The sequence below is a fragment of the Salinicola sp. MIT1003 genome (genome assembly GCF_001858555.1).
GTDB lineage: Bacteria > Pseudomonadota > Gammaproteobacteria > Pseudomonadales > Halomonadaceae > Salinicola > Salinicola salarius.
Window position 1 is genome coordinate 1 of the sequence record NZ_MCAP01000057.1, and the last position, 25,633, is coordinate 25,633.

The window sequence follows — 25,633 nt, forward strand, 5'->3', positions numbered from 1 at the left end:
AACGTCCTGCCATGACAATACCTCCAAGTCTGAGGGAGGAAAGGCTAGCAAGACATCATTTTTCAGACAAAGCGTAGCGCCACTCTGAGTCGGATAATCATCGATATGGCACGTCAAAGGTAGCAATGAATCATGGAATGGTTATCGAACCATAGTTCCGCTATCAATGCGGTGACTGGCTTTTTCACGCTTCTGGTATGGCTGTTTTACGCGCAACTGCTCTATCTGAATTTCAGAAGGCAGCGGCAACCCAAGATCATCATCAATCGCGGCGGTGGAAAGACGCTGCAGGCCCGTTGTGTCGTCAGCAACATGAGTCCGGAAGCGATCTTCATCGAACATATCTTCGCCATCCTGCACACGGACAAGGGCAATTACGCTATCAGCATGATCGATATGGAAGATGCCGAAAAACCGAAGTCGTCCCAACTGGCGGAGACGACACGACAGGGGCCGATGATGCCCGGCAGTTTCAACGATATCGGCACCTTCGAAGGCATCATCCAGAAAGTGCAGACCTACCACGGCATCGCCGACGACGAGATCGTCCTCCAAGCGATCGAGCTGCGTTTCATCGCCGTATACGGCAGTGAGGACGCGCCGGTCGGTGCGCTCAGAACGTTCGAACTGAGCGAGGACGAAAACGGGTGTTACCTGACCCCGACCTCCCACGATACCCGCCGCTACGCGTCCCATTGGCGCCGACACAAGGTGCGTCAATGGATTCGCGAGATGAACGACTAACTAGTCGCACGACCAACTGGATTAACGATCAGGAGCCGCGTGGTGGCCAGGGATCAGCGCTGGATGACCTGAATCAATGATCTGACGTGCCGAGTCGCGTCGACTACGCTGAAATCTCCATTGGCAGATTATCGTTTCCATTCGCCAGGCTATCGTTTCCATTCGCCAGGCTATCGTGAGGGAGCAACGGATGGCTGACCTCGAGACCTATCGCAACAAGCGAGACTTCTCGCGCTCGCCGGAACCTCGCGGCAAACGCGGCAGGAAGCGGTCGCGGTCGAGTTTCGTGATCCACAAGCACGACGCCAGCCGGCTGCACTACGACCTGCGGCTGGAAGAGGATGGCGTGCTGCGCAGCTGGGCGCTGCCCAAGGGGCCAAGCCTCGAGCCGGGAGAGAAGCATCTGGCGGTGCAGGTCGAGGATCATCCGCTCGACTACGGCGATTTCGAAGGCGTGATCCCCGAGGGTTACGGCGCCGGCACGGTGATGATCTGGGATCGCGGCGAGTGGCGCGTCAAAGGCAAGCACGACGACGGCCAGATCGATTTCGAACTCGACGGCGACAAGCTCAAGGGCGCCTGGACGCTCAAGCGCATGCGCGGTCGAAGTGGCGACGGCCAGCAGGGAAGCGGCAGGCAGTGGCTGATGATCAAGCGCCACGACGACGGCGATGCCCACGTGCCCGACAGCCTGGATGACGTCAGCGTGGCCTCGAATCGGCGCATGGCCGAGATCGCCGAAGGGAAGCCCGAGTCCGCCTCTGCAAAATCCGAATCCTCGTCATCAGCAACCTCGTCATCAACAAGCTCGGCTTCGAAATCCTCGTCAGCGAAATCCTCGTCATCCCGATCCTCGTCAACGAAGTCCTCATCATCGAAGCCCTCATCATCAAAAGCCGGGGGCAAACGCTCGAGCAGCGGTCGCAAGGCCCGGGCCATCAAGATCGATCCCGGTCAGGTCGAAGGCGCGCGCCAGGCGAGCTTCCCGGCCCAGCCCAAGGCGCAGCTGGCCACGCTGGTCGACGAGGCGCCGGCCGGTGACGACTGGTTCCACGAGATCAAGTTCGATGGCTACCGAATCCTGGCGCGGCTCGACGGTGGCAAGGTGCGCCTGCTGACCCGCAACGGCCACGACTGGCGGGACCGCTTTCCCGAGATTGCCGAGGCGATCGAAGCCCTGCCGCTGGACAAGGCTCTGCTCGATGGCGAGGTCGTGGCGCTGCGACGCGATGGCGTCAGCGACTTCCGGCGTCTGCAAGGCGCGCTGAGCGAAGAGAAGACCGCCGGGCTGGTCTATCAGATCTTCGATCTGCGCTACCTCGATGGCCTGGGATTCGAGGGCGTGACACTCGACGACGCGGCCCTGCGAGATCGCAAGGCAGTGCTGGCGCAAGTCTGCGAAGCCGCGGGAATCGGCAACGGCGGCATGCTGCGCTATACCGATCACATCGAAGGGCAGGGCGAGGCATTCTACGAACAGGCGAGCCGCCAGGGTCTGGAGGGGATCGTCTCCAAGCGCGCCGACGCCCCTTATCGCGGCCGCCGCAATCGGGACTGGCTGAAGACCAAGACCGAGCGCCAGGCGGAGTTCGTGGTCGGCGGCTACACCGATCCCCAGGGATCGCGCAGCGGCTTCGGTTCGCTGCTGATCGGCGCCTATGACGACGCGGGCAAACTGCGCTACTGCGGGCGGGTCGGGGCGGGGTTTTCCTACGCCCAGCTCGCCGAGTGGCAGCGCGACCTGGCCCGCTCGCCGCGCAAGACCTCGCCCTTCGTCGAGCGCGACATTCCCGATCTGGCCAGCAGCCACTGGGTCACGCCGAAGCGCGTGATCGATATCAACTTCAGCGAATGGACCAACGACGGGCGCCTGCGCCACCCGCGCTTTCGTGGCGTGCGCGAGGACCGCGATCCCAGGGACATTCGATTGAGCCAGCAGCAAGCCTCGGGGGCGACCATGACGAAACAGGCCAACGACAATCGTTCATCCGCAAAGCCGAGCGGCAGCGCCGCAAAGACGGACGGCTCCGCAAAGGCGAGCGGCAGCGGTGACGTCAGGATCGAAGGCATCCGGCTGACGCATCCGGATCGGGTGCTGTTCGAAGAGGAAGGGATCACCAAGCGGGCGCTCGCCGAGTTCTATGCCGAGCAGGCCGGCTGGATCCTGCCCGGTCTCGCCGAGCGGCCGTTGACGCTGCTGCGCTGCCCCGGTGGGGTCGGCAAGGAGTGTTTCGTCCAGAAGCATCCCAGCGACACCATGCCGGACGACCTGCCGAGCGTGGCCATCGCCGAGAAGTCCGGCAAGCATGACTATCTCTACGTCCGCAGCGCGGCCGAGCTGGTGGCGCTGGTCCAGATGGGAACCATCGAATTCCACCTCTGGAACAGTCGCGTCGACGACCTCGAACGCCCCGACCAGCTGGTGTTCGATCTCGATCCCGCGCCGGACTGCAAGTGGCAGGCGGTCATCGATGTCGCCGGCGAGCTGCGTCAGGCCCTGGCCGAGCTCGATCTCGTCGCGTTCCTGCGCACCACCGGCGGCAAGGGGCTGCATCTGGTGGTCCCGCTCAAGCCGCACGCCGATTGGGACACCGCCAAGGCGTTCGCCGAGGCGGTCTGCGAGCGCTGCGCCGATCGCCATCCCGATCAATTGACGCTCAACATGTCCAAGCAGGCCCGGCGCGGCAAGGTATTCCTCGACTACTTGCGCAACGGCCGGGGCGCCACGGCGGTGGCTTCCTATTCGGTCCGCGCCAGGCCCGGCGCGCCGGTCGCCACGCCGATCCGCTGGGATGAGCTCGGGCCGAAACTCAAGGCCGATCGATACACGCTGACCAACCTGCCGCGTCGGCTGGCCTCGCTCGAGCAGGACCCCTGGGCCGGGTTCGATGACGCCCGCCAACGGCTGACCAAGCAGCGCTGCCGCGATGCCGGGATGGAGGTCTGAATGTCTGACGGGAGGATGGTCGGAATGAGTGAGGAAACAGAACGATGAGCGCTCGCGCGGTCTGGAAAGGTGTCATCGGTTTCGGCGGAGAGCGGGTGCCGGTGAAGCTCTATACGGCGGTCAGCGACCGCAACGTCCATTTTCGGCTGCTCGACCGGCGTCGGCATCGCCCCGTGCATCAGGCGATGATCGAGCCGCAGAGCGGCAGGATGGTATCGCGGGACGACCGGCACAAGGCGGTCATCGACAAGCAGGATCGCATCCTGTTCGACGAGGAGGAGCTGGACGAGCTGGCGCCGGCGCCCTCGCGGGAGATCGAGGTGATGCACTTTCTCCCCGAGGGGGTCATCGACAACCAGTGGTACCAGCGCCCCTATTTTCTCGGGCCGGATGGCGACGAAGACACGTTCGACGCCTTCGCCGCCGCACTTGCCGATAGCGGCCGGGAAGGGCTGGTCCACTGGGTGATGCGGCACAAGGCTTACGTCGGCGCGCTGCGCGACCACGACGGCCATCCGGTGTTGATCACCTTGCGTCATCTCGACGAGGTCGTCGATGCCGATGCGCTGGATCCGCCCGGCGGCGGCAAGCTGAACGACAGCGAAGTGAAGATGGCGACCGACCTGGTCGAGATGTATGCCGCCGATTTCGAGCCGGAAACCTATCAGGACGAATACCGCCAGCGGCTGGAGGCGCTGGTGGAGACCAAGCGCAGCGGCAAGCGAGTCAAGGTCAAGCGCCGCCGTCGGCGGGAACCCACCGACGATATCGCCTCGTCACTCAAGGCCAGTCTGGCCCGGGAGCGCAAGCGTGCCTAAGTCGGAAACGTCGAAGTCGAAAACAACGAAGCCGAAAACATCGAAGTCGGACAAGCAGCAGCACCACGACAGCGGCTTTCGTGGGCCGCGGCCGTTCTGGTCCGGCACCATCGCCTTCGGGCTGGTCAATCTCCCGGTCGGTCTCTATCCCGCCCAGCATGCCCGGGACGTCATACTGAAAGAGGTCGATGACAAAGGCAGGCCGCTGTCCCGGCGTTTCTTCAGCGAGACCGGGCGCAAGCCGCTCAAGTCGAGCGAGCTGGCGCGGGGCGTCGAGGTCGACGAGGACCGTTACGTGGTCGTCGAAGACCAGGAGATCGAGGATGCCACGCTCGAACATCGGCGCGAGATCGAACTGAGCCGGTTTGTCTCGCTGGACGAGCTCGATCCGCTCTACTTCCGGCGCGCCTACTTCCTGGTGCCGGACTCTCGTTCGGGCAACGGCAGTGGGGCGCTCAAGCCCTATCGGCTGCTGGCCGCGGCGATGGAGAACGCCAATCGGGCGGGCATCGCCACGCTGGTGATGCGTGGACGGGAGGTGCTGGTGGCGATTGTGGCCGAGAACGGCATCCTGCGGGCCGAAGCACTGCGCTTTCATGACGAATTGCGCACGCCGCAGAGCCTCGGCCTGGACGCGCCGGGCGAGCCGGATGCGACACGCCAGCGGCAGATGCAGCGCGCCATGGACAAGCTCGAGGCGAAGCGCTTCGATCCCGATGAACTGATCGACCCGCATATCGAGGCGCTCAAGAAGCGGGTCCGTCAAAAGCGCCGTCGCCACGAGGATATCGTGCCGGTCGAATCCTCCCGCGCGGCCGCGGACGATGACGACGAGCAGGAAGGCGCCGAGGTCATCGATCTGATGCAGGTGCTCAAGCGCAGCCTCAAGCGCGGCCGGGTCGAGCCCTCACGCCAGCAGACGAATGAGCGCAAGGAGACGAGTGGCCGCAAGGAGAGCAGCGGGCGCAAGGGCAAGTCGCAGGACGAGGACTCTTCGACAAGCGAAGACAGGTCTCGGAAAACGAAAGGCCGGACCGAGAAGCCTCGCAAGTCAGGAGGCGAGCAGGCGCAGCCATCCGGCGACCGCAACAAGAAACCGACGAAAGCCGAACTCTCCTCGCTCACCCGTGAAGCGCTTTACGAGTTGGCGCAGCAGCGCGACATCGCCGGGCGAAGCGGCATGAGCAAGGCGGAGTTGATCGACGCGATAGGCCGCCACCGCTGAAGCCAGGCGGTGGCGCTACCTGACGCAGCCTCCCATCCGGCGATTCGGATAGTCATCCATTCAGCAGTTCGGCTCTTCAGCCATTCGGCTCTCCAGCCAGCGCGACTCAGCGAAGGCAGGGATATCGCCAAAGGCCTGTAATTATACGACGCTCGGTTTTGTAGGATAAAAGTACCAGAAATTCCATACTCATCCTGGGCCGATAACGGTCATGTTGAGTTGGGTGGTTAATCAATGAAAAAGAAAGTTTACTTATTTTTAAGTTATTGTTTTTAAATGGATTTTTAGAAAATAAAAAGATGGGTTGATGTGGCTTAACCGGTGGAAGTCTCGGTGGCGAACCCTGCCTTAAAACACTAAATAAAATTAAGTTTATTTGTGCAGCGCCGATAGAGCGTCTCGCGGCATGAAACGAATTCTCCATGGAGAATCCTCGCCTGCCGAGACCAGTTTCACTTGCCCTGAGGCTTGAGCCAAGGGCATCTATCGGGGCTTTTTACCATGCTGCTACTGAATCGAAGCGTCAAACTCCGCCTGGCCGCGAGCTTGGGCGCCTGTATCGTCATGCTGTTCATTATCGGAGTCGTCGGGCTGCTCTGTCTGAGCGACAACAATACCGCTCTCGAACGGACCTATGAAGGGAACGTGATGACCCTGACGGACCTCAGCCGAATCGATCGAGCCCTGCTCAGCAATCGGGTCAAGATCACCGCGGAGCAGCGTGACCGAAACCCGGAGTCCGCCCGCGTGACGCAGCAGGAGGTCGCGGATAACGATGCCGTCATCGATGCCGCCTGGGAAGACTACTATCCGCAACGTCTCAGTGGCCCGCAGGAGCGGGAGATGGCGGACGCCTTCATCGCCGCGCTGACCCGCTTGCGGGCCACCATCGCCGAGCTCAACGCGGCGATGATCGGCAACGACTTCGATCGAGCCCGCGTCATCGCGACGACGACGCTGCGCCAGCAGTACCCCGAGGCGCTGGACGCCATCCAGACGCTGATCGACCGCAACAGCGCGCAGGCGGCCGAGGCGTACCAGAGCGCGGTTGCCGAATACGAATGGGGGCGCAATATCATCATCGGCGTCATGATCGGATCGCTCGTGCTGAGCGTGGCGATGGCCCTGTGGCTGATTCGCGGCATCATGGCGCCGCTGGGTAAGGCGCAGGCACTCGCCAATGCCATGGCGCGCGGCAGGCTCGACAACGACATCGAGATCACCAGCAAGGATGAATTCGGCGTGATGCTGCGCTCGCTCCAGGCCATGGAGAGCCAGTTCTCCAGGATCGTCATGAGCGTGCGTGACAACGCCGAATCCGTCAGCAGCGCGGCGGACGAAATTGCCCAGGGCACCGACGATCTCAGCCGTCGCACCCAGGAGCAGGCGGCCAGCCTGGAGCAGACGGCAGCCTCGATGGACGAGATCACCTCGACCGTGCGCCTGAATGCGGAGAACGCCGCCGAAGCCGATAGGCTCGTGCATGATGTCAGCCACCGGGCCAACGTCGGAGGCGAGGTCGCCGGGCAGGCGATCAAGGCGATGGAAGGGATCAATGCGTCGAGTCGCAAGATCGCGGGTATCGTCGGCTTGATCGACGAGATCGCCTTCCAGACCAATCTGCTGGCGCTGAATGCGGCGGTGGAAGCGGCTCGCGCCGGTGAGCAGGGCCGCGGCTTCGCCGTGGTGGCCAGCGAAGTGCGCAACCTTGCCGGGCGCAGCGCCGAGGCCGCCAGGGAGATCAAGCAGCTAGTGGAAGAGAGCATCGGCCAGGTGGACGCCGGCAGCGAACTGGTCAACCGGGCGGGGCAGGCGCTGGAAGAGATCGTCGGGGGAGTCGAGCGCGTGACCGCTCTGGTCGGGGAGATCGCGGTAGCCAGTCGCGAGCAGTCGCAGGGTATCGAGCAGATCAATACCGCGGTTTCGCAGATGGACAGCATGACCCAGCAGAACGCGAACCTGGTGGAAGAATCCAGCGCGGCGGGGCGTTCGCTGCAGAGTCAGGCCGCCGCCCTGTTGAAAGAGGTGTCGTTCTTCAAGGGTGCCGCTGCTACCACTGTACGGATCGCCCCGGTGGCATCGGCATCACCGCCGGCCGTGGTCGATCGAGGCGTTAATCGACCGGTTACGCGGCAACGGTCGGCCTCCAGCGCACGTGATCGGGAAGACGCCGTCGAAGAGTGGAGCGCGTTCTGACGCCGTGCGAGTCGGTCAAGGCGCCGGACGCGCAAAAACGAGGCGTGAGCAGCGACGAGTCGGGGTTTTATCCATACCGAGATAGGACTTTAGCAACAACGAATTAAAGGCTAAACCACGCTTTTGTCGTCACTTTATCAGACAGGCAACAGGCTAGACTGTGCCCGGTTTCGATTCCTGCGAAACACACTTGGCCCCGACACTGTTCGGGGCCTTTTTTTGGAAGCCTGTTTTTGGAAGCCAGGCGGGACGGGGCAGCCGCGGGACTCATGCCCGGAGCCAGCCGTAGAGCAGCTTGTAGAAGGTTTCTTCGGTCAGCGGCTCATACTTGGATAGATCGCGCTTCTGACCGAACTGCAGGTCGGCGAAGTAGTACTCGCCCTCGGATTCGATGATCTCCTTGATGTCGTCCTCGTCCGAGGAGGCGAACAGGAGTATCCGGTTGCCATGGAGATACTGCTCTTCCGGCTCGACATGCAGCTTGCAGCTGCCGAACGAAACGGTCTGCTCCTGAAGCGTTATCTGGAACGTCTCGTCGAATTTCTCGAGCGTATGCGCGGTATCATCATAATGAATATTGACGCCGTCGATCTCCAGCGCGGCTACCCATCCCTCGATATGGCTCTGCAGCGCGCGTAGCTGTTCCTTGCAGGTATCCAGCTGCTGCTCGAAATCCGCCAATCGCTGCTGACAGTGGCGGATTTCTTCGTTGATATGGTGCTTCAGCTGCGTGATGTCGACCATGGCGCCCCCTCACCTCAAGCTCATGCGGTTTCGATTCATGATAGTTCGCCAGAAACAAAAAACCGCCTGAATGCAGGCGGTTTTGAGAAACGGTGATGCAGATCAGGCTGCGACTGGGCGATCGATCGACCGCGTTCTCTGTATCGCGCTCAGCGCCTTCTCCAGATCCAATGTCTTGCACTTGAATGCACTGCAATTGGCGCAGCGCACGTTGGTGCCTTCCTGACTATTGATTGGCAGATAGAACTGCTCATGGCCGCAAATCGAACAGCTGAGGTCCAGCGTCACTCTGATCATGCCGTAGCCCTCAGGTAATGATCGTTGAGGGGGCGGCTCTCGCGTGCCATCTTGAGGGTCAGGCTGCGACACTGGTTGAGAATCTGGACCGAGTAGTTGGGCGACTGGGAATCCGCCCAATGACCTACGGTGTCGAGAAACTCTCCGCATTCCGTACAGCTGATCTCGTCCCACTCTTCATGAATCTCGAGGGGAACCGATTGAGCGTTACCGCAGCGGGTGCATGAAATGGCGTCTTTCACGATCAGCCCTCCTTGGCTTTAAGTTGGTTTCTGGCTCACCAGAAATTTGTGGCAATCCTTGCCGCATACTGCTGGGGCATCCTTGCCCGGTACTGACCGGCTCTCCTTGCCGGCTGACGAATTCATGCTGGCATAGCCCCCAGTGCTGTACAAGTGTTGTACGAATCGGAGATTTGGACAACCCTATCCCAGGTTAAGTATTAATGGATAAGTGACTGAATTTATTATATAAAATGATAATCATTATTTTGAAATCTTTTGTAACTTTAATTTGCGTGCTGCAATTATGCCGTCTGTAGACCTGACCGACGGCCCTCTCGGCAAGGGTGTCGACCGCTGTTAACTTTCTGTCATCTACCGGCCTCATACTGCAGGTGCGATGCCAGGAAGGCGTCGTCACGACAGGGACGCGCAGAGCGGGAAGCTCAGTGCAGCATCAGGGACGACGCGTCGGACCAGCGCTCAGCCGTGAGGCTTGGCGCTTTTTTATGTCTCGGGCGGGCGTGTTCCGCTGGCTCGAGTTCACCGAGCGGAACTCCGCTTTCGCTCGATCGTCTCGCCGCGAGTGCCGGGAAAGAGGCGATTGCCACATTCTCTACTGAACGTCCGTGCGTCAGGGCCGCTATGCTTAGTGCACATCTCCTTTCGAGTCGGAATCTTCATGAGTTCTCTGAGCCAGCACAAGGCGTTCATCTTATTGCTGACGCTAGTGTCCATCGCCTTCGTTTGGTTGCTGTTGCCGTTCTACGGTGCCGTGCTCTGGGCGGTAATACTGGCGATCCTGTTCCAGCCCATGCATCGGCGGCTGGAGGCCCGGCTGAAAGGGCACCGCAACGTGGCAGCGCTGGTCAGCGTGATGGCCTGCGTGTTCATCGTCATCATCCCGATGTCACTGATCTTCGGGGCTCTGGTGCGGGAGGGCGCCAGCGTCTACCAGCGCGTAGGCAGCGGCGATATCGACTTCAATGACTACATCCAGCAGTTCCAGAGTTCGCTGCCGGCTTCGGCGCAGACCTGGCTGGGCGACGCCGGCTTCGGCAGCCTTTCCGATATCAGCAATCGTCTGGCATCCGCCCTCGAACAGGGCAGCCAACTGATCGCCACCCACATGCTGAGCATTGGTCAGAACACGCTCCAGTTTCTGGTCAGCGCCGGGATCATGCTCTACCTGCTGTTCTTCTTGTTCCGGGACGGCCGATCCCTGGGACAGCACATCCGCATCACGATTCCGCTGAGCGACGAATACACCTACCAGCTCATCGACAAGTTCACCGCCGTGGTGCGATCCACCGTCAAGGGCAATGTGATCATCGCCATGGTGCAGGGCGCGATCGGCGGCGTCGCCTTCTGGGCGCTGGGGATCGAAGCCGCGCTGCTGTGGGGCGTGATGATGGCGTTCCTGTCGCTGCTGCCGGCGATCGGCTCCGCGATCGTCTGGGTGCCGGTGGCGGCCTACCTTCTGATCACCGGAGCCTACGTCAAAGGGGCGATACTGATCTTCGTCGGCGTGGTGGTGATCGGGCTCGTCGATAACTTCCTGCGTCCGCCGCTGGTCGGCAAGGAGACCAAACTGCCCGATTACGTGGTGCTGATCTCGACGGTAGGCGGAATGACACTGATGGGCATCAACGGCTTCGTGCTCGGCCCGCTGATCGCCGCGCTGTTCATCGTCGTCTGGTCACTGTATCGCCAGGAGCAGGCGGAAGCGGAATTGTCGCCAGACGTGGCGCCCTCGGACGAGATCGCCTCGGAGAAGCGGGAGCGCTGACCCGGCAGACACTGGGCGCAGCCAGGCGTGCGGTTTCCCAGTTGTCCGCCGCGAATTTGATGATTATGATAGGCGCCGCCTGGCCGGTATAGCTCAGCTGGCAGAGCAACGCATTCGTAATGCGTAGGTCGGTGGTTCGAGTCCACTTACCGGCACCAGGCATGTTTCGCTTATCTATCAGTCGCTTGAAGCGACTCAAGGCCGCCCAGTCGAGGCGGTTTTTTCGTTTCTGGGCTCTGGCACTGTCAACCAGGCGGCAATCTATGAACCACACCTCGCATGATGGTTGGCTGGAAAGCCGCTTCTCCGCGGCTGCCTGCATCCATTGCCGTAGGGCCGTTTTCCTCGGCGCTATGCTAGCTTTTCCCTGCTTATCGAAATGTTACTGGAATCGGTTTGAGCCGGCCGTAACGGATACCGAGTCGCGAAGCGAGTAGCGGCCAGCAACAGTTGCCAAGGCGGATTCGTGATGCGCATACCGGTCGCTCAGTCCACTACCGACACCCGGTTTCCCCAAGCATCCTGCCTAATTCCCCTTCATACAGCCATTCGATTACGGGGTTCCGGTTCTCCGCTCCAGCCCGGCGAGCATGGTCTGGAGCAGTGCGCCTCGCTGAAAAAGGAGGCTCCATTCCCCCTTAGCCCGCGCACTCTAAAACCATAGCCAAGCGCTATTTGGCGGGCTCGTTGCCCGATGGCAATATAGCGCTCCTTTTTTATCGGCTTCCTGGGTCAAGATGGTCAAGACGTATCTCGACAAGATGAAAGGCTCGCCAGTGAGCCGCAAGACTCCCTGCTGGCGTGACGCGGTCTGGTCATGGCTGGGCGCGTTTCTGGGCATGGCCGGTGTGGGATGGCTGAGTGCGCAGTCGCTTCAGACGCATTCGCTGCTGATGGTAGGGTCCTTCGGCGCGACCTCGGTACTTCTCTACGCCGCGCCGGAAAGCCCGCTCGCCCAGCCGCGCAACGTGCTGTTCGGCAATCTGCTCTCGGCGCTGTGCGGCGTACTGGTCTGGAAGCTGCTTGGCGATAGCTGGATCGCGGCGGCGGTAGCGGTATCGACCTCCATCCTGCTGATGCAGTTGACCCACACGCTCCATCCGCCGGGCGGCGCGACGGCGTTGATCGCGGTGATCGGGTCCGGGGAGCTGCACTCGCTTGGCTGGTCCTATGCGTTTTTCCCGGTAGCGACCGGGTGCCTGCTGATGCTGCTCATCGCGGTGCTGATCAACAATCTGGCGCGGCATCGCCGCTATCCGCTGCACTGGTGGTAAGCCACGACTGACACCTGATGTTTCTCGCGCCTCGGGTACTACAGCTTTCAGGCGGCGCCAGGTCGTGCGCCTCCTTACACTCAGGGTTTTCGTCGCGATTCCGGTCCGGCGAGCGGGCCACCAGAAACGGGAATGCCATGAAAACCCTCAGCTGTTTCATGACCGTCGTCTGCGTGATGAGTTGGAGCGCGGGTTCGAGCGCCGGCGGGGGCGCCAGTGCCCATGCAGAAGAACCGCTGAATTGTGCCAACTTCCGTTGCCACTTTGGCGATGTCCCCAAGGCCGACCCGCCCTTGATTGCCGAGCCGTTCGTCTCTTTCTATCGGGATGCGGTGGTCAAGCCGATGCGGCCCTACCATGACTGGGAACCCACCGCCTGGCGACTGCCGAATCCTCGCGCTGCCAAGACGTCAGACAAGGCCGGCACGACGCCGATGGACTGATCGCCACGTCGTCGATGTCGCCGACGATCATGCGGCGTTGGCGCGATCCTGCCCCGGCCGGCCCTGGCCGGAATGTTTCTTTTTGTCACGCGTTCTGTCACGACTCAGGGCGATCATCGCGTTTTCCAGGTCTGCCGAGTAGCACTTGAAGGCGGTGCAGTTCGCGCAGCGAATCTGCTGCCTCTCCTCGGCCCGCACGGGGAGATAGAACTGATCGTGATCGCAGATCGAGCAGGTGAGATCCAGCGTGACGCGAATCATGGCGTACCTCCAGAGATTGGGAAGAAGCGAGCGTGGTCTGGGCTCGTCGTTCTGGGGGCATAGTGTGGCGCGGTGGTATGACGCCATGATGAAAGCCGTATCCGGCATTGTGTCGTCGTGTAAGCGGGTCAGAGGCGATTCAGCATTAATTGATTTACGTTATCGTTGCCGCGGTCGGCGGATGTCACCGTGAGCGCCACTGGAGAAGCGGCGGCGGCTTCCACCGTTGCAGGATTTGAAATTTCCGTCCGTTTTTCTAGGATGAGTATCCCTTTGAAAGATAACCGAGGATCCTTTGACCCTTTCCTAATCAAGTTTAGTGCGACGCACTGTTCGATGCTTCATCGCACCTAGGACTGGATCTGAACCCTGATCACAAACTTGGAGGTGATTGGATGTCAGTACAGACCGCATCCCCCAAAACCCAGAATGCCACGTGGACGAAGCAGGATCGCTATCCGACACGCCTACGCCAGCCGCAGGAAGCGCTCTGGCAGCCGCGTCAGGAGGAGGTCGTCAAGGGGCGCCATCTGGATGGCCCGTTGAGCGGCGAGCAACTGGATCGCTTCGAACGCGATGGTTTTCTCTTCGAGCCCAACTTCCTGGGCCAGACGGAACTCGAGGCGTTACGGGCAGAACTGGCCGTGATGCTCGATCGCGACGATTTCCGTGACCGGGACTTCTCGATTACCGAGCCGCAGAGCCACGAGATCCGCTCGCTGTTCGCGATTCATCACCTGTCCCCGCGTTACAACGAATTGGCGCAGGATCAGCGTCTGATGGGCCGCGCCCGTCAGATCGTCGGCGGCGATGTCTACGTGCATCAGTCTCGCATCAACTACAAGCCCGGCTTCCACGGCAAGGGCTTCAACTGGCACTCGGACTTCGAGACCTGGCACGCCGAAGACGGCATGCCCGAGATGCACGCCGTCAGCGCCTCGATCGTGTTGACGGACAACCATCACTTCAATGGCCCGTTGATGCTGATCCCCGGCTCGCACAAGGTGTTCGTGCACTGCCTGGGCGAGACGCCGGACGACAACCACAAGCAGTCGCTGAAGCAGCAGGAACTTGGCGTGCCGAGCAACGAAGCACTGCGCGAGCTGATCAATCAGCGCGGTATCGAAGCGCCCACCGGCGCCGCGGGCGGGCTGTTGCTGTTCGACTGCAACACGCTGCATGGCTCCAACGCCAACATGTCGCCGGACCCGCGCAGCAATGCGTTCTTCGTCTACAACCGTCGCGACAATGCCTGCGTGCAGCCGTTCGGCGCCCGGAAGCAGCGTCCGTCGTTCCTGGCGCATCAGCCGGACGAAGTGTGGACGCCCCAGCAGGGCACGCACTGAGACCCTGATCGCGCCGGCCGGTACCGGATCGCCCGCAGGCGCTCGGAATTGACCGAAAAGCCGGCGTGGTGCCATAAGCCGCCGTTGGAGGTAGACTCGATGAGTTGCCGCCAGCGGCGGCTTCTTGCGTCTAGAGGCTCGATTTTCGCCTGGAAGATCGGTCTCTCTATCTCTAGAGATTCTCAACGGTCATCGCTTTTGCTTTGGAGCTCGCCATGCCTTTCATCACCCGATTCACCGACGGTCTCGAGACCGGCCTGCCGCTGGGCAAGATTCTCTGCGTGGGCCGCAACTACGCCGAACACGCCAAGGAACTCAACAACCCGGTGCCGCAGTCGCCGATCCTGTTCATCAAGCCTGCGACCAGTGCCGTCGAGCTGGAAAAGCCGATCGAACAGCAGTTCGCCCATGGCGAGGTGCATTTCGAGACCGAGCTGGCGCTGCTGATCGGTGAACGCATGAGTCGCGTCAGTGCGGAAGAGGCGATGAAGGGCGTGGTCGGGGTCGGCCTGGCGCTGGATCTGACGCTGCGAGACGTGCAGTCCGCGCTCAAGGAGAAGGGCCACCCGTGGGAGCGGGCCAAGGCGTTCGACGGTGCCTGCCCGATCTCGCGTTTCGTGCCGGTGGAAGGCGATGTCGACTGGAGCGCGATCACGTTCCATCTCGATATCGACGGCAAGCGTCAGCAGAGCGGCAAGACCAGCGACATGCTGTTCGACATGCCGTCGCTGATCGAGGAGATGACCCGCACCTTCACCCTCGAGCCGGGCGACGTGATCCTGACCGGCACGCCCTCCGGCGTCGGCCAGCTACCCCGCGACGCGGTACTCGGCCTCTCGCTCTCGCTGGGGCTGGATGTCGGCACGCGCACGCGATAAAACCCGCTATGGGCTACGGGCTACGGGCTACGAAGAGCGCCAGCGGCATTCACCGCTGGCGCTCTTCTCTTACCGGAGACCATATTGCTCTCGCGGCTCGCGGCTCGCGGCTCGCGGCTCGCGGCTCGCGGCTCGCGGCTCGCGGCCATCACTCCAGATAAGTATAACCGCTGAGACCTTCCGACAGCTCGCTGACGAACAGTTCGCGCTCTTCGACGCTCAGCGGGCTGGCGATCAACTGTTCGGTGAGCTTCTGCTTGAGCGCCACGGCGTCGAAGTTGACGTAGCCGAGCACGTCGGCGACGGCGTCACCCTGCTGGACGTGGGAAAGCCGCCACTCGCCGTTCTCGTCGAGGGCGACGTCGACCGAGTCGGTGTCGCCGAACAGGTTGTGCAGGTCGCCGAGGATCTCCTGGTAGGCACCCACCAGAAACAGCCCGATCAGCTTGTCGTCATCGTCGTCCCACTCCGGCAGCGGCAGCGTGCTTTCGAGCCCCTGGCCGTCGACGTAGAGATCGATCCGGCCATCGGAATCGCAGGTGATGTCCTGAATCACGCCGCGGCGGGTCGGTTCGCGATCCAGCCCGGTCAGCGGCAACACCGGGAAGACCTGATCGATCCCCCAGACGTCCGGCAGCGACTGGAACAGCGAGAAGTTGGCGAACAGCTTGTCGGCGAGCTTTTCCGCCAGCTCGTCGGCAATTTCCCGGTGCGCGCGATTGCGGTTGTCGAGGCGCTTGTGCAGGCGCTGGCAGGCGGCGAAGTAGACTGATTCGCCCTCGGCGCGGGCCTGCATGTCGGCCAGCCCGAGCACGAAACGATCCTGCAGTTCGCCCACCGCCTGGACCACGTCGTGATACGCCTCGACCAGATCCCGCGGCTCGCGCATGCCTTCGAGACGGTCGTAGACGCGCCACAGCTCGGCCACGTGGGCGTCGCCCTCGACCCGACGCTCCGGCTCGATGTGGCCAAGCCGCTCTTCACCGATCACGTTGGTGACCAGCACGGCGTGATGCGCGGTCAGCGCGCGGCCGGATTCGGAGATCAACTGCGGGTGCGGCAGATTGTGGGTTTCGCAGATCTGGCGGAAGGCCCACACCACGTTGGTGGCGTACTCCTGCATCGAGTAGTTGATCGAGCAGAAGCTGCGCGAACGGGTGCCTTCGTAGTCCACGCCCAGGCCGCCGCCGACGTCCACCGTGTCGATCGGCGCGCCCAGCTCGCGCAGGCTGTGGTAGAAGCGGGCGCACTCGCGCAGGCCGCGCTGGATATCGCGAATGTTGGCGATCTGCGAGCCGAGGTGGAAGTGCACCAGCTGCAGGCTGTCCAGCGCGTCGGCGTCGCGCAGCCGTTCGGTGATGGCCAGCAGCTGGCTCGCGGTGAGACCGAATTTGGACTTCTCGCCGCCAGTATCCTGCCACTTGCCCTTGCCCACCGAGGAGAGTCGGGCGCGCAGGCCGATGCGCGGCTTCACCTTGAGGTTTTCGGCCTCTTCCAGGATCAGGCTCAGCTCGGAGTACTTCTCGACCACCAGATAGACCTTGTGGCCGAGCTTCTCGCCCATCAGCGCCAGGCGGATGTACTCGCGATCCTTGTAGCCGTTGCAGACGATCAGCGACGAGCCGTCGTCGCCGGAAAGGGCCAGCACCGCCATCAGCTCCGGCTTGCTGCCCGCTTCTAGTCCGACCCGGCCATGACCGCGCTCCTGGGTAGCGAGAATCTCCTCGACCACGCGGCGCTGCTGGTTGACCTTGATCGGATAGACCGCGGTGTAGCTGGCCTGATAATCCTCCTCCTTCATCGCGCGGTCGAAGGCCATGCAGAGCTGTTCGACGCGATCGTGGAGGATATCGATGAAGCGAACCAGTACCGGCAGGCGCAGCCCGGCGTCGCGCAGGCGGTCTACCAAGGTGTCTAGCACCAGCGTCGGCCCGGGCACTTCACTGCCCAGCGGGCGGACCAAGGTGCGGCCCAGATCGTCGACATCGAAATAGCCGCTGCCCCACTGGTCGATATTGTAGGTGCGGCGGGCTTGTGCGGCGGGGGAAGAGTGCTGCATGACGTTCTCCGTGCGACCGGTGATGAACGACCGGTGATGAACGACCGGCGATGAATCCCGGCGTGAATGATGACGATGGGCCGGGAACGCGAATGGCGCGCATTATGACGTCGCGAGAAGATCACGACCACTGATGTCAGGGAAAAGCTAGTCGAAAGAGGCCGGCAGTGCAGGCCCCGTGACGAAAATCGCGACTCATCCGGCGGCGTCGGGCAGCGCCGGCACGCGGCCGTCGAGGCGTCGGCCCAGCAGGGTGCGGAAGCGCGCCGGATCGTGCGGCGTGATGTCGTGCGCCGGCGGGTCGACATGGATCACCAGCAGCCGCGACAGCCAGTAGCGCAGCGCCGTCAGCCGCAGCATGGTCGGCCACAGTTCGCGTTCCTGCCCGGTCAGCGGGCGATGCGCGAGATAGGCGCCGAGGATGGCCTCGTAGCGTGGAAGATCGAGATCGCCAGCGTCGTCGCTGGCCCAGTCGTTGATCACGATCGCCAGATCGAACAGCAGATCGCCGGTGCAGCCGTTGTAGAAATCGATGATGCCGCCGAGCCGGTCGCCATCGTACAGCGTGTTGTCGCGGAACAGGTCGCCGTGGATCGCGCCCGTGGGCAGCTCGATGCCGTCGAACGCCTGGGCATAGTCGGCGATCTCGCGGGTCATCAGGGCTTGATCGTCCGCCGAAAGAAACGGCAGGACTTCGCGATGGCGGCGCTGGAGCCAGTCGAGATTGCGCGGGTTGGTCCGCTCGCCGGTGAAGTGCTGCGAGGCCTGGTGCATCCGGCCCAGGGCATCGCCGAGCGCGGCGCACTGGGTCAGGTTCGGGGCGCTGGGGTGGCTGCCCGGCATGCGCGGAAACAGCAGGGCGGGGCGGCCGGCCAGGCGTTGCAGCGCGACGCCGTCGCGATCGTGGACCGGGCCCGGCACCGGCAGCTGTCGCTCGGCCAGGTAATCCAGCAGATCGACGAAGAACGGCAGATCCTCGAACTCCCCCTGCTCGAACAGCGTCAACACCCACTCGCCCTGTTCCGTGGTGACGAAGAAGGTACTGTTCTCGGTGCCCTGCGGCACGCCCTTGAGCGCTTGCAGGTGGCCGACGGAGTAGCGGTCGAGAAACTCGGCGACCTGTTCGTCGCTCAACGGGGTGAATACGGCCATGGGATCTCGGAATCTGGGGCGGACATTAGTGATAAAAAACCGCTGATGAAAAACCGCAGGATAAAAAAGCCAGCGCGCATTGTAGCGGCTCGCGGGGCGCTCTCCTACCGGCTATTGGGCGCCGGAGGACAGCGGCGCCGGACGTGCCGGGGCTCGAAAACCGGGGTCAGTCGTTCTGAACCCAGTCCGGCACGGGAACGCTGGGCGCGTCGATCCGCTTGAAGTCGCCATCGCCATTGTCGTCGTAGAGGAAATAGGCCTTGCCGTCGTTGGGGGCGATGCGAATCGCGTAGAGCTTGCCGTTGACCCGGTACTCGTCGATCGTGCGCTGGTCGTCCTGCTGGGAAGTGATCCTGGGTTGCACCGCGGACTGGCCGAACGCGGGCAGCGACAGCCCACCGATCAGCAGCACCGTCAGCAGCAGTGTCGTTCGCGGCCACCTCGCCATTCGCGACCATTTCGTCATTCGCGGCCATCTCGTCTTTCGCGACCATGATCTCATGGCAGATTCCTCCGCTCGTGTCGGCTGGCGGATCCATCGGGATCCGAATCGGCCGGTTCATCGCTTTCCCTCATTGCCTTCTCTCATTGTATCGCTTTCCCCCTGGGGGACGCAGGGGGTGGATGCCCTGACGGCGAGCCGTGGCTTGCGTATCATGTGGGCATCGAAAGCCAGCCACGGATCACGCAGCTCATGGCAGATGCCCCCATCGTCCTCGTCGACGGATCGTCCTACCTCTATCGCGCCTTCCACGCGCTGCCGCCGCTCTCCACCTCCGATGGTCAGCCGACCGGCGCCGTGCGCGGGGTGCTCGCGATGCTCAAGAGCCTGATCAAGCAGTATCCGGACAGCCCCATGGCAGTGGTGTTCGACGCCAAGGGCAAGACCTTCCGCGACGAGATCTTCGCCGAGTACAAGGCGCACCGGCCGCCGATGCCGGACGACCTGCGCCCGCAGGTGGAGCCATTGCACGACTGCGTGCGCGCGCTCGGCCTGCCGCTTTTGTGCATCGAAGGCGTCGAGGCGGACGACGTGATCGGCACGCTGGCGCGGCTGGCCACCGAGTCCGGCCGCGACGCGGTGATCTCCACTGGCGACAAGGACATGGCCCAACTGGTCAACCAGCACATCACCCTGGTCAACACCATGAAGGGCGAGACGCTGGACGTCGCCGGCGTCGAGGCCAAGTTCGGCATTCCGCCGTCGCTGATCATCGATTACCTGGCGCTGATGGGCGACAAGGTCGACAACATCCCCGGCGTACCCGGCGTGGGCGAGAAGACGGCGCTGGGTCTGCTGCAGGGCATGGGTGGTGGCCTGGACGCGATCTACGCCGATCTCGACCGCGTGACGACCTTGAGCTTCCGTGGCGCCAAGACGATGCCCAAGAAGCTCGAGGCCAACCGCGAACAGGCCTATCTCTCTTACGAACTGGCGACGATCAAGACCGACTGCGAGCTGCCGGTGGGGCTCGATGATCTGCATCTGGCCGAGCCCGATCGCGAGGCGCTGAAGGCGCTCTATCAGCGGCTCGAGTTCAAGAACTGGCTGACCGAGCTGCTCGAGGGCAAGGACGAAGGCGTGGATGACGTCGGCGCGGGCAAGGCCGGCCGGTCCGAAATCGACGAGGAGGTGACGCTGACCAAGCCGGCGCGCCACGACCAGACGCTGCTGACGCAGGAGGAGTTCGATGCCTGGCTCGAGCGGCTGAAAGCCAGCGAAGCTTTCTGCTTCGACCTCGAGACGACCAGCCTCAATTACATGGAAGCCGATATCGTCGGTATCGGCCTGTCGTTGGAACCCGGCGAGGCGGCCTACATCCCCGTCGGCCACGACTATCTCGACGCGCCGGCGCAGCTCGACCGGGCCGCCGTGCTGGCGGCGCTCAAGCCGCTGCTGGAAAATCCGGCGATCGGCAAGATCGGCCAGAACCTCAAGTACGATATCTCGGTGCTGGCGCGCTACCAGATCCGGGTGGCCGGCGCGCTGAACGACACCATGCTCGAATCCTACGTGCTGAATTCCACGGCGACGCGTCACGACATGGATTCGCTGGCGCTCAAGTATCTCGGCGAGAAGACCATCAGCTTCGAGGAGATCGCCGGCAAGGGCGTCAAGCAGCTCACCTTCAACCAGATCGCGCTCGAAGAAGCGGTGCCCTACGCCTGCGAGGATGTCGATATCACCCTGCGTCTGCACCAGGTATTGCGGCCGAAGGTGGAGGAAGCCGGACGGCTGGCCGAGGTGCTCGATACCCTGGAGCGGCCGCTGATCCCGGTGCTTTCCCATATCGAGCGTCAAGGGGTGGCGCTGGACGCCACGCGCCTGCACGCCCAGAGCCAGGAGCTGGAAGGGCGCATCCGCGAGCTCGAGACCGAGGCGTTCGAGCTCGCCGGCAAGGAGTTCAACCTCGGCTCGCCCAAGCAGCTGGCGGAGATTCTGTTCGAGGAGCAGAAGATCCCGGTGATCAAGAAGACGCCCAAGGGCGCGCCGAGCACGGCGGAAGCGGTGCTCGAGGAGCTGGCGCTGGACTATCCGCTGCCCAAGCTGATCATGGCGCATCGCGGCATGACCAAGCTCAAGTCGACCTACACCGACAAGCTGCCGCGCCTGGTCAACCCGGCCACCGGACGGCTGCATACCAGCTACCATCAGGCGGTGACCGCGACGGGGCGGCTCTCATCATCCGACCCCAACCTGCAGAACATCCCGATCCGGACCGAAGAGGGCCGCAAGATCCGCCAGGCGTTCGTCGCCCGCGAGGGCTATCGGATCGTCGCCGCCGACTACTCGCAGATCGAGCTGCGGATCATGGCGCACCTTTCCGACGACAAGGGCCTGCTCGACGCCTTCGCCAACGACCGCGACATCCACGCCGCCACCGCGGCGGAGGTCTTCGGCGTGGCGCTCGACAAGGTCACCTCGGACCAGCGCCGCAGCGCCAAGGCGATCAACTTCGGGTTGATCTACGGCATGAGCGCCTGGGGGCTCTCCCGGCAGCTGCACATCGAAGCCAAGCAGGCCAAGGTCTACATCGATCGCTACTTCGATCGTTATCCGGGCGTTGCCCGCTTCATGGACAACATTCGCGCTCAGGCCGGCGAGGATGGCTTCGTCGAGACCGTGTTCGGCCGCCGGCTCTACCTGCCGGAGATCAAGGCGCAGAACCACGCCCGCCGTCAGGCCGCCGAACGTACCGCAATCAACGCGCCGATGCAGGGCACCGCGGCGGATATCATCAAGCTGGCGATGATCGATGTGCACCACTGGCTCAACCCGGCCCAGGGTGGGGCGGAGTTCGATGCCTGGATGGTGATGCAGGTTCACGACGAACTGGTGTTCGAGGTCAAGGAGAGCCAGGTCGACGGCTTCCTCGTCGCGATCCGCCAGCGGATGGAAAACGCCGCCAGGCTCAACGTGCCGCTGATCGTCGAGGCCAATAGCGGGGCCAATTGGGACGAAGCCCACTAGGCTCGGCTGAAAACTGGCTGCGCTCGCCGACTTTTCAGCTCGAGCCTGCGATGTCTACGCGCATCGCTTCCCCTGCAGTTTCTTGCCGTTGACGTTGCAGGAGGAGCGAATAGGGAATGGCGATTCGGCGGATCTGCCTCTCTGTTTTACACTACTGTCATCATGAATCGCCGTGCCAGACTGTGTCGAAGCGTTCCGAGCGCGCTCGTTTCTCTCGAAGACTGGACACAGCATGGCGCGGCGGCCTTTTTCGCAAGGAGCACAAGGTAATGGCCAAACAGCAAATCGGTGTCGTCGGCATGGCCGTCATGGGCCGCAATCTCGCCCTCAACATCGAAAGTCGCGACTACACCGTGTCGATCTTCAACCGCTCGCGGGAGAAGACCGACGAAGTGATGCAGGAGAACCCCGGCCGCAAGCTTGTGCCGTTCTACAGCGTCGAGGAGTTCGTCGCCTCGCTGGAAACGCCGCGTCGCATTCTGCTGATGGTCAAGGCGGGCGATGCCACCGACAAGACGATCGAGTCGCTCAAGCCGTATCTGGACAAGGGCGACATCCTGATCGACGGCGGCAACACGCCGTTCGAGGACACCATCCGCCGCAACAAGGAGCTCTCCGAAGCGGGCTTCAACTTCATCGGCACCGGTGTCTCCGGTGGCGAGGAAGGCGCGCTGAAAGGCCCGTCGATCATGCCGGGCGGCCAGAAGGAAGCCTACGACATGGTCGCGCCGATCCTCGAGAAGATCGCCGCGCGCGCCGAAGATGGCGAGCCGTGTGTCAGCTACGTCGGCCCGGACGGTGCCGGCCACTACGTCAAGATGGTTCACAACGGCATCGAATATGGCGACATGCAGCTGATCGCCGAAGCCTATTCGATTCTCAAGGGCTCGCTGGGGCTGTCGAATGCCGAGCTGGCCGAGATCTTCAGCGAATGGAACCAGGGCGAACTCGACAGCTACCTGATCGATATCACCGCCAGGATCTTCACCAAGAAGGATGACCAGAGCGACCAGGACGTGGTCGACATCATCCTCGACTCCGCGGGCCAGAAAGGCACCGGCAAGTGGACCAGCAAGAGCGCCATGGATCTCGGCGTGCCGCTGCCGCTGATCACCGAGTCGGTGTTTGCGCGTTTCATTTCCGCGCTGAAAGACGAGCGTGTCGCCGCCTCCAAGGTGCTCACCGGCCCCGAGGAGACCCCGCTCGAAGGCGACAAGGCCGAGTTCATCGAGAAAGTGCGCAAGGCGCTGTTCTTCAGCAAGATCGCCTCCTACGCCCAGGGCTTCGCGCAGATGCGCGCCGCTTCCGAGCACTACGACTGGAACCTCGACTACGGCGAAGTCGCCAAGCTGTTCCGCGCCGGCTGCATCATCCGCGCCCGCTTCCTGCAGAAGATCACCGATGCCTACAAGGAAAATCCCGAGCTCAAGAACCTGCTGATGGCGCCGTACTTCGGCGAGATCGCCGGCAACTATCAATCGGCGCTGCGGGACGTGATCGCTCATGCCGTCCAGAATGGCATCCCGGTGCCGACGTTCTCCTCGGCGATCGCCTACTACGACAGCTATCGCAGCGAGAAACTGCCGGCCAATCTGATCCAGGCCCAGCGCGACTTCTTCGGCGCCCACACCTACAAGCGCGTCGATCGGGAAGGGATCTTCCACACCGAGTGGCTGCAGGACTGACGGAGACGAAGCGATGGCGGAGCTGGAACGGGATCGGGTTCGCGAGCACCTGGCGGGGCATGCCCAGCCGACGCTCGACGAGAGCGCCAGGGCGCACTATCGGGAACGCATCGCGGCGCAGCTGAAGGCCCGTAATGCGGTATTGGTCGCGCACTACTACACCGATCCCGAGATCCAGGCGCTGGCGGAAGCCACCGGCGGCTGTGTGGCCGACTCGCTGGAGATGGCGCGCTTCGGCAAGGATCACCCGGCGACCACGCTGATCGTCGCCGGGGTGCGCTTCATGGGCGAGACTGCCAAGATCCTGAGCCCCGAGAAGCGGGTATTCATGCCGACGCTGGAAGCGACCTGCTCGCTGGATATCGGCTGCCCGGCGGACGCCTTTTCCAACTTCTGCGACCAGCATCCGGATCGCACCGTGGTGGTCTACGCCAACACCTCGGCGGCGGTGAAGGCGCGGGCCGACTGGGTCGTGACCTCATCGATCGCGGTCGAGCTGATCGATCATCTGGACCGGCAGGGCGAGAAAATCCTGTGGGCGCCGGATCGCCATCTGGGCAATTACGTCCGCGAGCGTACCGGGGCCGATGTGCTCTGCTGGGAGGGCGAATGCATCGTCCATGACGAGTTCAAGGCCAAGGGGATTGTCGATCTCAAGGCGCTGCATCCGGAAGCCGCGGTGCTCGTCCATCCGGAGTCCCCGGCCTCTGTGGTGGAGATCGCCGACGTGGTCGGCTCCACCTCGCAGTTGATCGCGGCGGCGCAGAAGCTCGACAATCCCAGCTTCATCGTCGCCACCGACCGCGGCATCTTCTACAAGATGCAGCAGCTGATGCCTGGCAAGACGTTCATGGCAGCGCCCACGGCGGGCAACGGCGCCACCTGCAGGAGCTGCGCCAACTGCCCGTGGATGGCGATGAACGGCCTGGAGAACACGCTGGCGGTGCTGAAAGACGCCAACGGCTGCGGCCAGGAGATTCACGTCGACCCTGCCATCGCCGAGCGTGCCCTGGTGCCGCTGAATCGGATGCTGGAGTTTGGCGCCGAGCTGAAGCGCCGCTAGGGAACCACTGCATAAATGCCTGCACGAGCGAATGGCTGCGTTGCGCGTACTCGGAGGCTCGCCTAACCCCATGTTATGTCTCGCCTTCTGCGTTCCGTGCGCCTTGCCCTTCATCTCGTTCGGCGATTTATTCAGCGCTTCCTTAGGCACTGTACGCTGAGAAACGACAGCGCCCGCCTCGGCTAACATCGTGGCGGGCGCTTCTATGTCTCTAAGATTTAAGTCTCTACGACTTAGAAATGGTAGTTGATGAAAGCGCCCGCCCGCCACTGCGTCGCATCGCCGGTATCGTCGACGATCGAGCTGTCCGCGGCGTCGCCGGTCAGGCGCGAGACGCCGACCAGACCGGTAACCGACCACTGCCGGGTGAGGTAGTAGCTGAGCGAAGCTTCGCCGCCGACCGTGAAATAGCCATCCGACGGATCGTAGGCATCGATACCGGAGCGGGCGCTCTCGCGATTCGAGACGCCGAACAGGTCGTCGGTCCAGTCCGCGCTGGTATAGCCGAAGCGAGGGCCGATGGTGAAGGCCGCTCGTTCGCCGAGCTGGGTGACGTAGGTGGCCTTGAACCTGACGCGATAGCCGTCGATATCGCCGCTGAAGGGTGTCTCCGCGGCGGCGCTGTAGCGCCAGGCGTCATCGAGATAGCTGACGCGCAGCCCGGCGGTGGCGCCGCCGTCGACCTTGTCGAGATCGTCGATGTCGCCGGTATCGTCGCGGCCGAAGGTGTAGCCGATGAACGGCGCGACACGCCAGTCATCCTGCTTGACGACGTTCCAGCCGATGCCGTCGGTCACGCTGACGAAGAAGGTGTCGCCGTAGCTGGCGTCCAGCGACGGCCAGGCGTTCCATTCGTAGTCGTCACTGCCCAGGTAGTCCGGGCTGTAGATCGCCCCGGCGCCTACGGTGCCTTCCCATTCGGGCTGGGCGGCGAGGGCAGCCGAGTTGACGGCGACACTGCTCGCGACGAGCGCCAGCTGCCAGGCGAGTTTCTTCTTTGAAACGATCATGTCATTCAT

General features: G+C 62.8%; 20 protein-coding genes and 1 tRNA gene. 14 read left to right on the forward strand and 7 right to left on the reverse strand.

The window, feature by feature from the left end; translation table 11 throughout:
• Positions 1–132: 132 nt before the first annotated feature.
• The 5 genes from BC443_RS15080 to BC443_RS15100 all read left to right on the forward strand — a co-directional run bounded on the left by BC443_RS15080 (position 133) and on the right by BC443_RS15100 (position 7,930).
• Complete coding sequence (locus BC443_RS15080) at positions 133–744, forward strand: hypothetical protein (protein ID WP_071232665.1); 612 nt, start codon at positions 133–135, stop codon at positions 742–744.
• 190 nt (positions 745–934) lie between these two features.
• Positions 935–3,691, forward strand: coding sequence for a DNA ligase D (ligD, locus tag BC443_RS15085; RefSeq protein ID WP_071232666.1), 2,757 nt, complete (start codon positions 935–937; stop codon positions 3,689–3,691).
• 44 nt (positions 3,692–3,735) lie between these two features.
• A complete protein-coding gene (locus BC443_RS15090; RefSeq protein ID WP_071232667.1) occupies positions 3,736–4,509 on the forward strand; it encodes a Ku protein in 774 nt (257 codons plus the stop codon).
• Positions 4,502–5,734: a Ku protein gene (locus BC443_RS15095; protein ID WP_071232668.1), complete on the forward strand. Its 1,233-nt coding sequence runs from the start codon at positions 4,502–4,504 to the stop codon at positions 5,732–5,734. The genes BC443_RS15090 and BC443_RS15095 overlap by 8 nt, the downstream gene beginning before the upstream one ends.
• A gap of 501 nt (positions 5,735–6,235) precedes the next feature.
• On the forward strand, positions 6,236–7,930 hold the full coding sequence (locus BC443_RS15100; protein ID WP_083387444.1) for a methyl-accepting chemotaxis protein: 1,695 nt from the start codon (positions 6,236–6,238) through the stop codon (positions 7,928–7,930).
• A gap of 267 nt (positions 7,931–8,197) precedes the next feature.
• Here BC443_RS15100 and BC443_RS15105 read toward each other — a convergent pair whose 3' ends face one another.
• Both BC443_RS15105 and BC443_RS15115 read right to left on the reverse strand, forming a co-directional pair.
• A complete protein-coding gene (locus tag BC443_RS15105; RefSeq protein WP_071232669.1) occupies positions 8,198–8,674 on the reverse strand; it encodes a hypothetical protein in 477 nt (158 codons plus the stop codon).
• 293 nt (positions 8,675–8,967) lie between these two features.
• Positions 8,968–9,213: a hypothetical protein gene (locus tag BC443_RS15115; RefSeq protein WP_071232671.1), complete on the reverse strand. Its 246-nt coding sequence runs from the start codon at positions 9,211–9,213 to the stop codon at positions 8,968–8,970.
• A gap of 661 nt (positions 9,214–9,874) precedes the next feature.
• Between BC443_RS15115 and BC443_RS15120 the strand changes: the two genes are divergently transcribed.
• The 4 genes from BC443_RS15120 (at position 9,875) to BC443_RS15135 (ending at position 12,698) form a co-directional block, all read left to right on the forward strand.
• Positions 9,875–10,981, forward strand: a complete 1,107-nt coding sequence (locus BC443_RS15120) for an AI-2E family transporter (protein WP_071232672.1) — start codon at positions 9,875–9,877, stop codon at positions 10,979–10,981.
• Positions 10,982–11,063: 82 nt separating this feature from the next.
• Positions 11,064–11,139: transfer RNA gene (locus BC443_RS15125), tRNA-Thr, on the forward strand.
• Between the two features lie 579 nt (positions 11,140–11,718).
• Positions 11,719–12,255: an HPP family protein gene (locus BC443_RS15130; RefSeq protein ID WP_071232673.1), complete on the forward strand. Its 537-nt coding sequence runs from the start codon at positions 11,719–11,721 to the stop codon at positions 12,253–12,255.
• A gap of 137 nt (positions 12,256–12,392) precedes the next feature.
• The gene (locus BC443_RS15135) at positions 12,393–12,698 is read left to right on the forward strand and encodes a hypothetical protein (RefSeq protein ID WP_071232674.1); all 306 of its coding nucleotides are present in this window, start codon (positions 12,393–12,395) and stop codon (positions 12,696–12,698) included.
• Positions 12,699–12,725: 27 nt separating this feature from the next.
• Here BC443_RS15135 and BC443_RS15140 read toward each other — a convergent pair whose 3' ends face one another.
• A complete protein-coding gene (locus BC443_RS15140; protein WP_071232675.1) occupies positions 12,726–12,959 on the reverse strand; it encodes a hypothetical protein in 234 nt (77 codons plus the stop codon).
• 395 nt (positions 12,960–13,354) lie between these two features.
• Between BC443_RS15140 and thpD the strand changes: the two genes are divergently transcribed.
• Both thpD and BC443_RS15150 read left to right on the forward strand, forming a co-directional pair.
• Positions 13,355–14,305, forward strand: coding sequence for an ectoine hydroxylase (thpD, locus tag BC443_RS15145; RefSeq protein WP_071232676.1), 951 nt, complete (start codon positions 13,355–13,357; stop codon positions 14,303–14,305).
• A gap of 215 nt (positions 14,306–14,520) precedes the next feature.
• Positions 14,521–15,183 (forward strand): fumarylacetoacetate hydrolase family protein, encoded by a 663-nt coding sequence (locus tag BC443_RS15150; protein ID WP_071232677.1) that lies wholly within the window; start codon positions 14,521–14,523, stop codon positions 15,181–15,183.
• Between the two features lie 148 nt (positions 15,184–15,331).
• Here the strand turns inward: BC443_RS15150 and speA are convergent, their stop codons facing one another.
• The 3 genes from speA to BC443_RS15165 all read right to left on the reverse strand — a co-directional run bounded on the left by speA (position 15,332) and on the right by BC443_RS15165 (position 18,842).
• On the reverse strand, positions 15,332–17,242 hold the full coding sequence (gene speA, locus BC443_RS15155; protein ID WP_071232678.1) for a biosynthetic arginine decarboxylase: 1,911 nt from the start codon (positions 17,240–17,242) through the stop codon (positions 15,332–15,334).
• Positions 17,243–17,437: 195 nt separating this feature from the next.
• Positions 17,438–18,394 carry a homoserine kinase gene (locus BC443_RS15160; protein WP_071232679.1) on the reverse strand — a complete coding sequence of 319 codons (957 nt, stop codon included), beginning with the start codon at positions 18,392–18,394 and terminating at the stop codon, positions 17,438–17,440.
• Positions 18,395–18,560: 166 nt separating this feature from the next.
• Positions 18,561–18,842: a DUF2782 domain-containing protein gene (locus tag BC443_RS15165; RefSeq protein ID WP_071232680.1), complete on the reverse strand. Its 282-nt coding sequence runs from the start codon at positions 18,840–18,842 to the stop codon at positions 18,561–18,563.
• Between the two features lie 246 nt (positions 18,843–19,088).
• On the opposite strand from BC443_RS15165, the gene polA reads away from it, so the two are divergent.
• From polA to nadA, 3 genes are all read left to right on the forward strand, one after another.
• Positions 19,089–21,866: a DNA polymerase I gene (gene polA / locus BC443_RS15170; RefSeq protein WP_071232801.1), complete on the forward strand. Its 2,778-nt coding sequence runs from the start codon at positions 19,089–19,091 to the stop codon at positions 21,864–21,866.
• 269 nt (positions 21,867–22,135) lie between these two features.
• A complete protein-coding gene (gene gndA, locus BC443_RS15175; protein ID WP_071232681.1) occupies positions 22,136–23,551 on the forward strand; it encodes an NADP-dependent phosphogluconate dehydrogenase in 1,416 nt (471 codons plus the stop codon).
• A 13-nt stretch (positions 23,552–23,564) separates the two neighbouring features.
• On the forward strand, positions 23,565–24,614 hold the full coding sequence (gene nadA, locus BC443_RS15180; protein ID WP_071232682.1) for a quinolinate synthase NadA: 1,050 nt from the start codon (positions 23,565–23,567) through the stop codon (positions 24,612–24,614).
• 233 nt (positions 24,615–24,847) lie between these two features.
• On the opposite strand, the gene BC443_RS15185 is transcribed toward nadA, so the two are convergent.
• Positions 24,848–25,624 carry a MipA/OmpV family protein gene (locus BC443_RS15185; protein ID WP_071232683.1) on the reverse strand — a complete coding sequence of 259 codons (777 nt, stop codon included), beginning with the start codon at positions 25,622–25,624 and terminating at the stop codon, positions 24,848–24,850.
• Between the last annotated feature and the right edge of the window lie 9 nt (positions 25,625–25,633).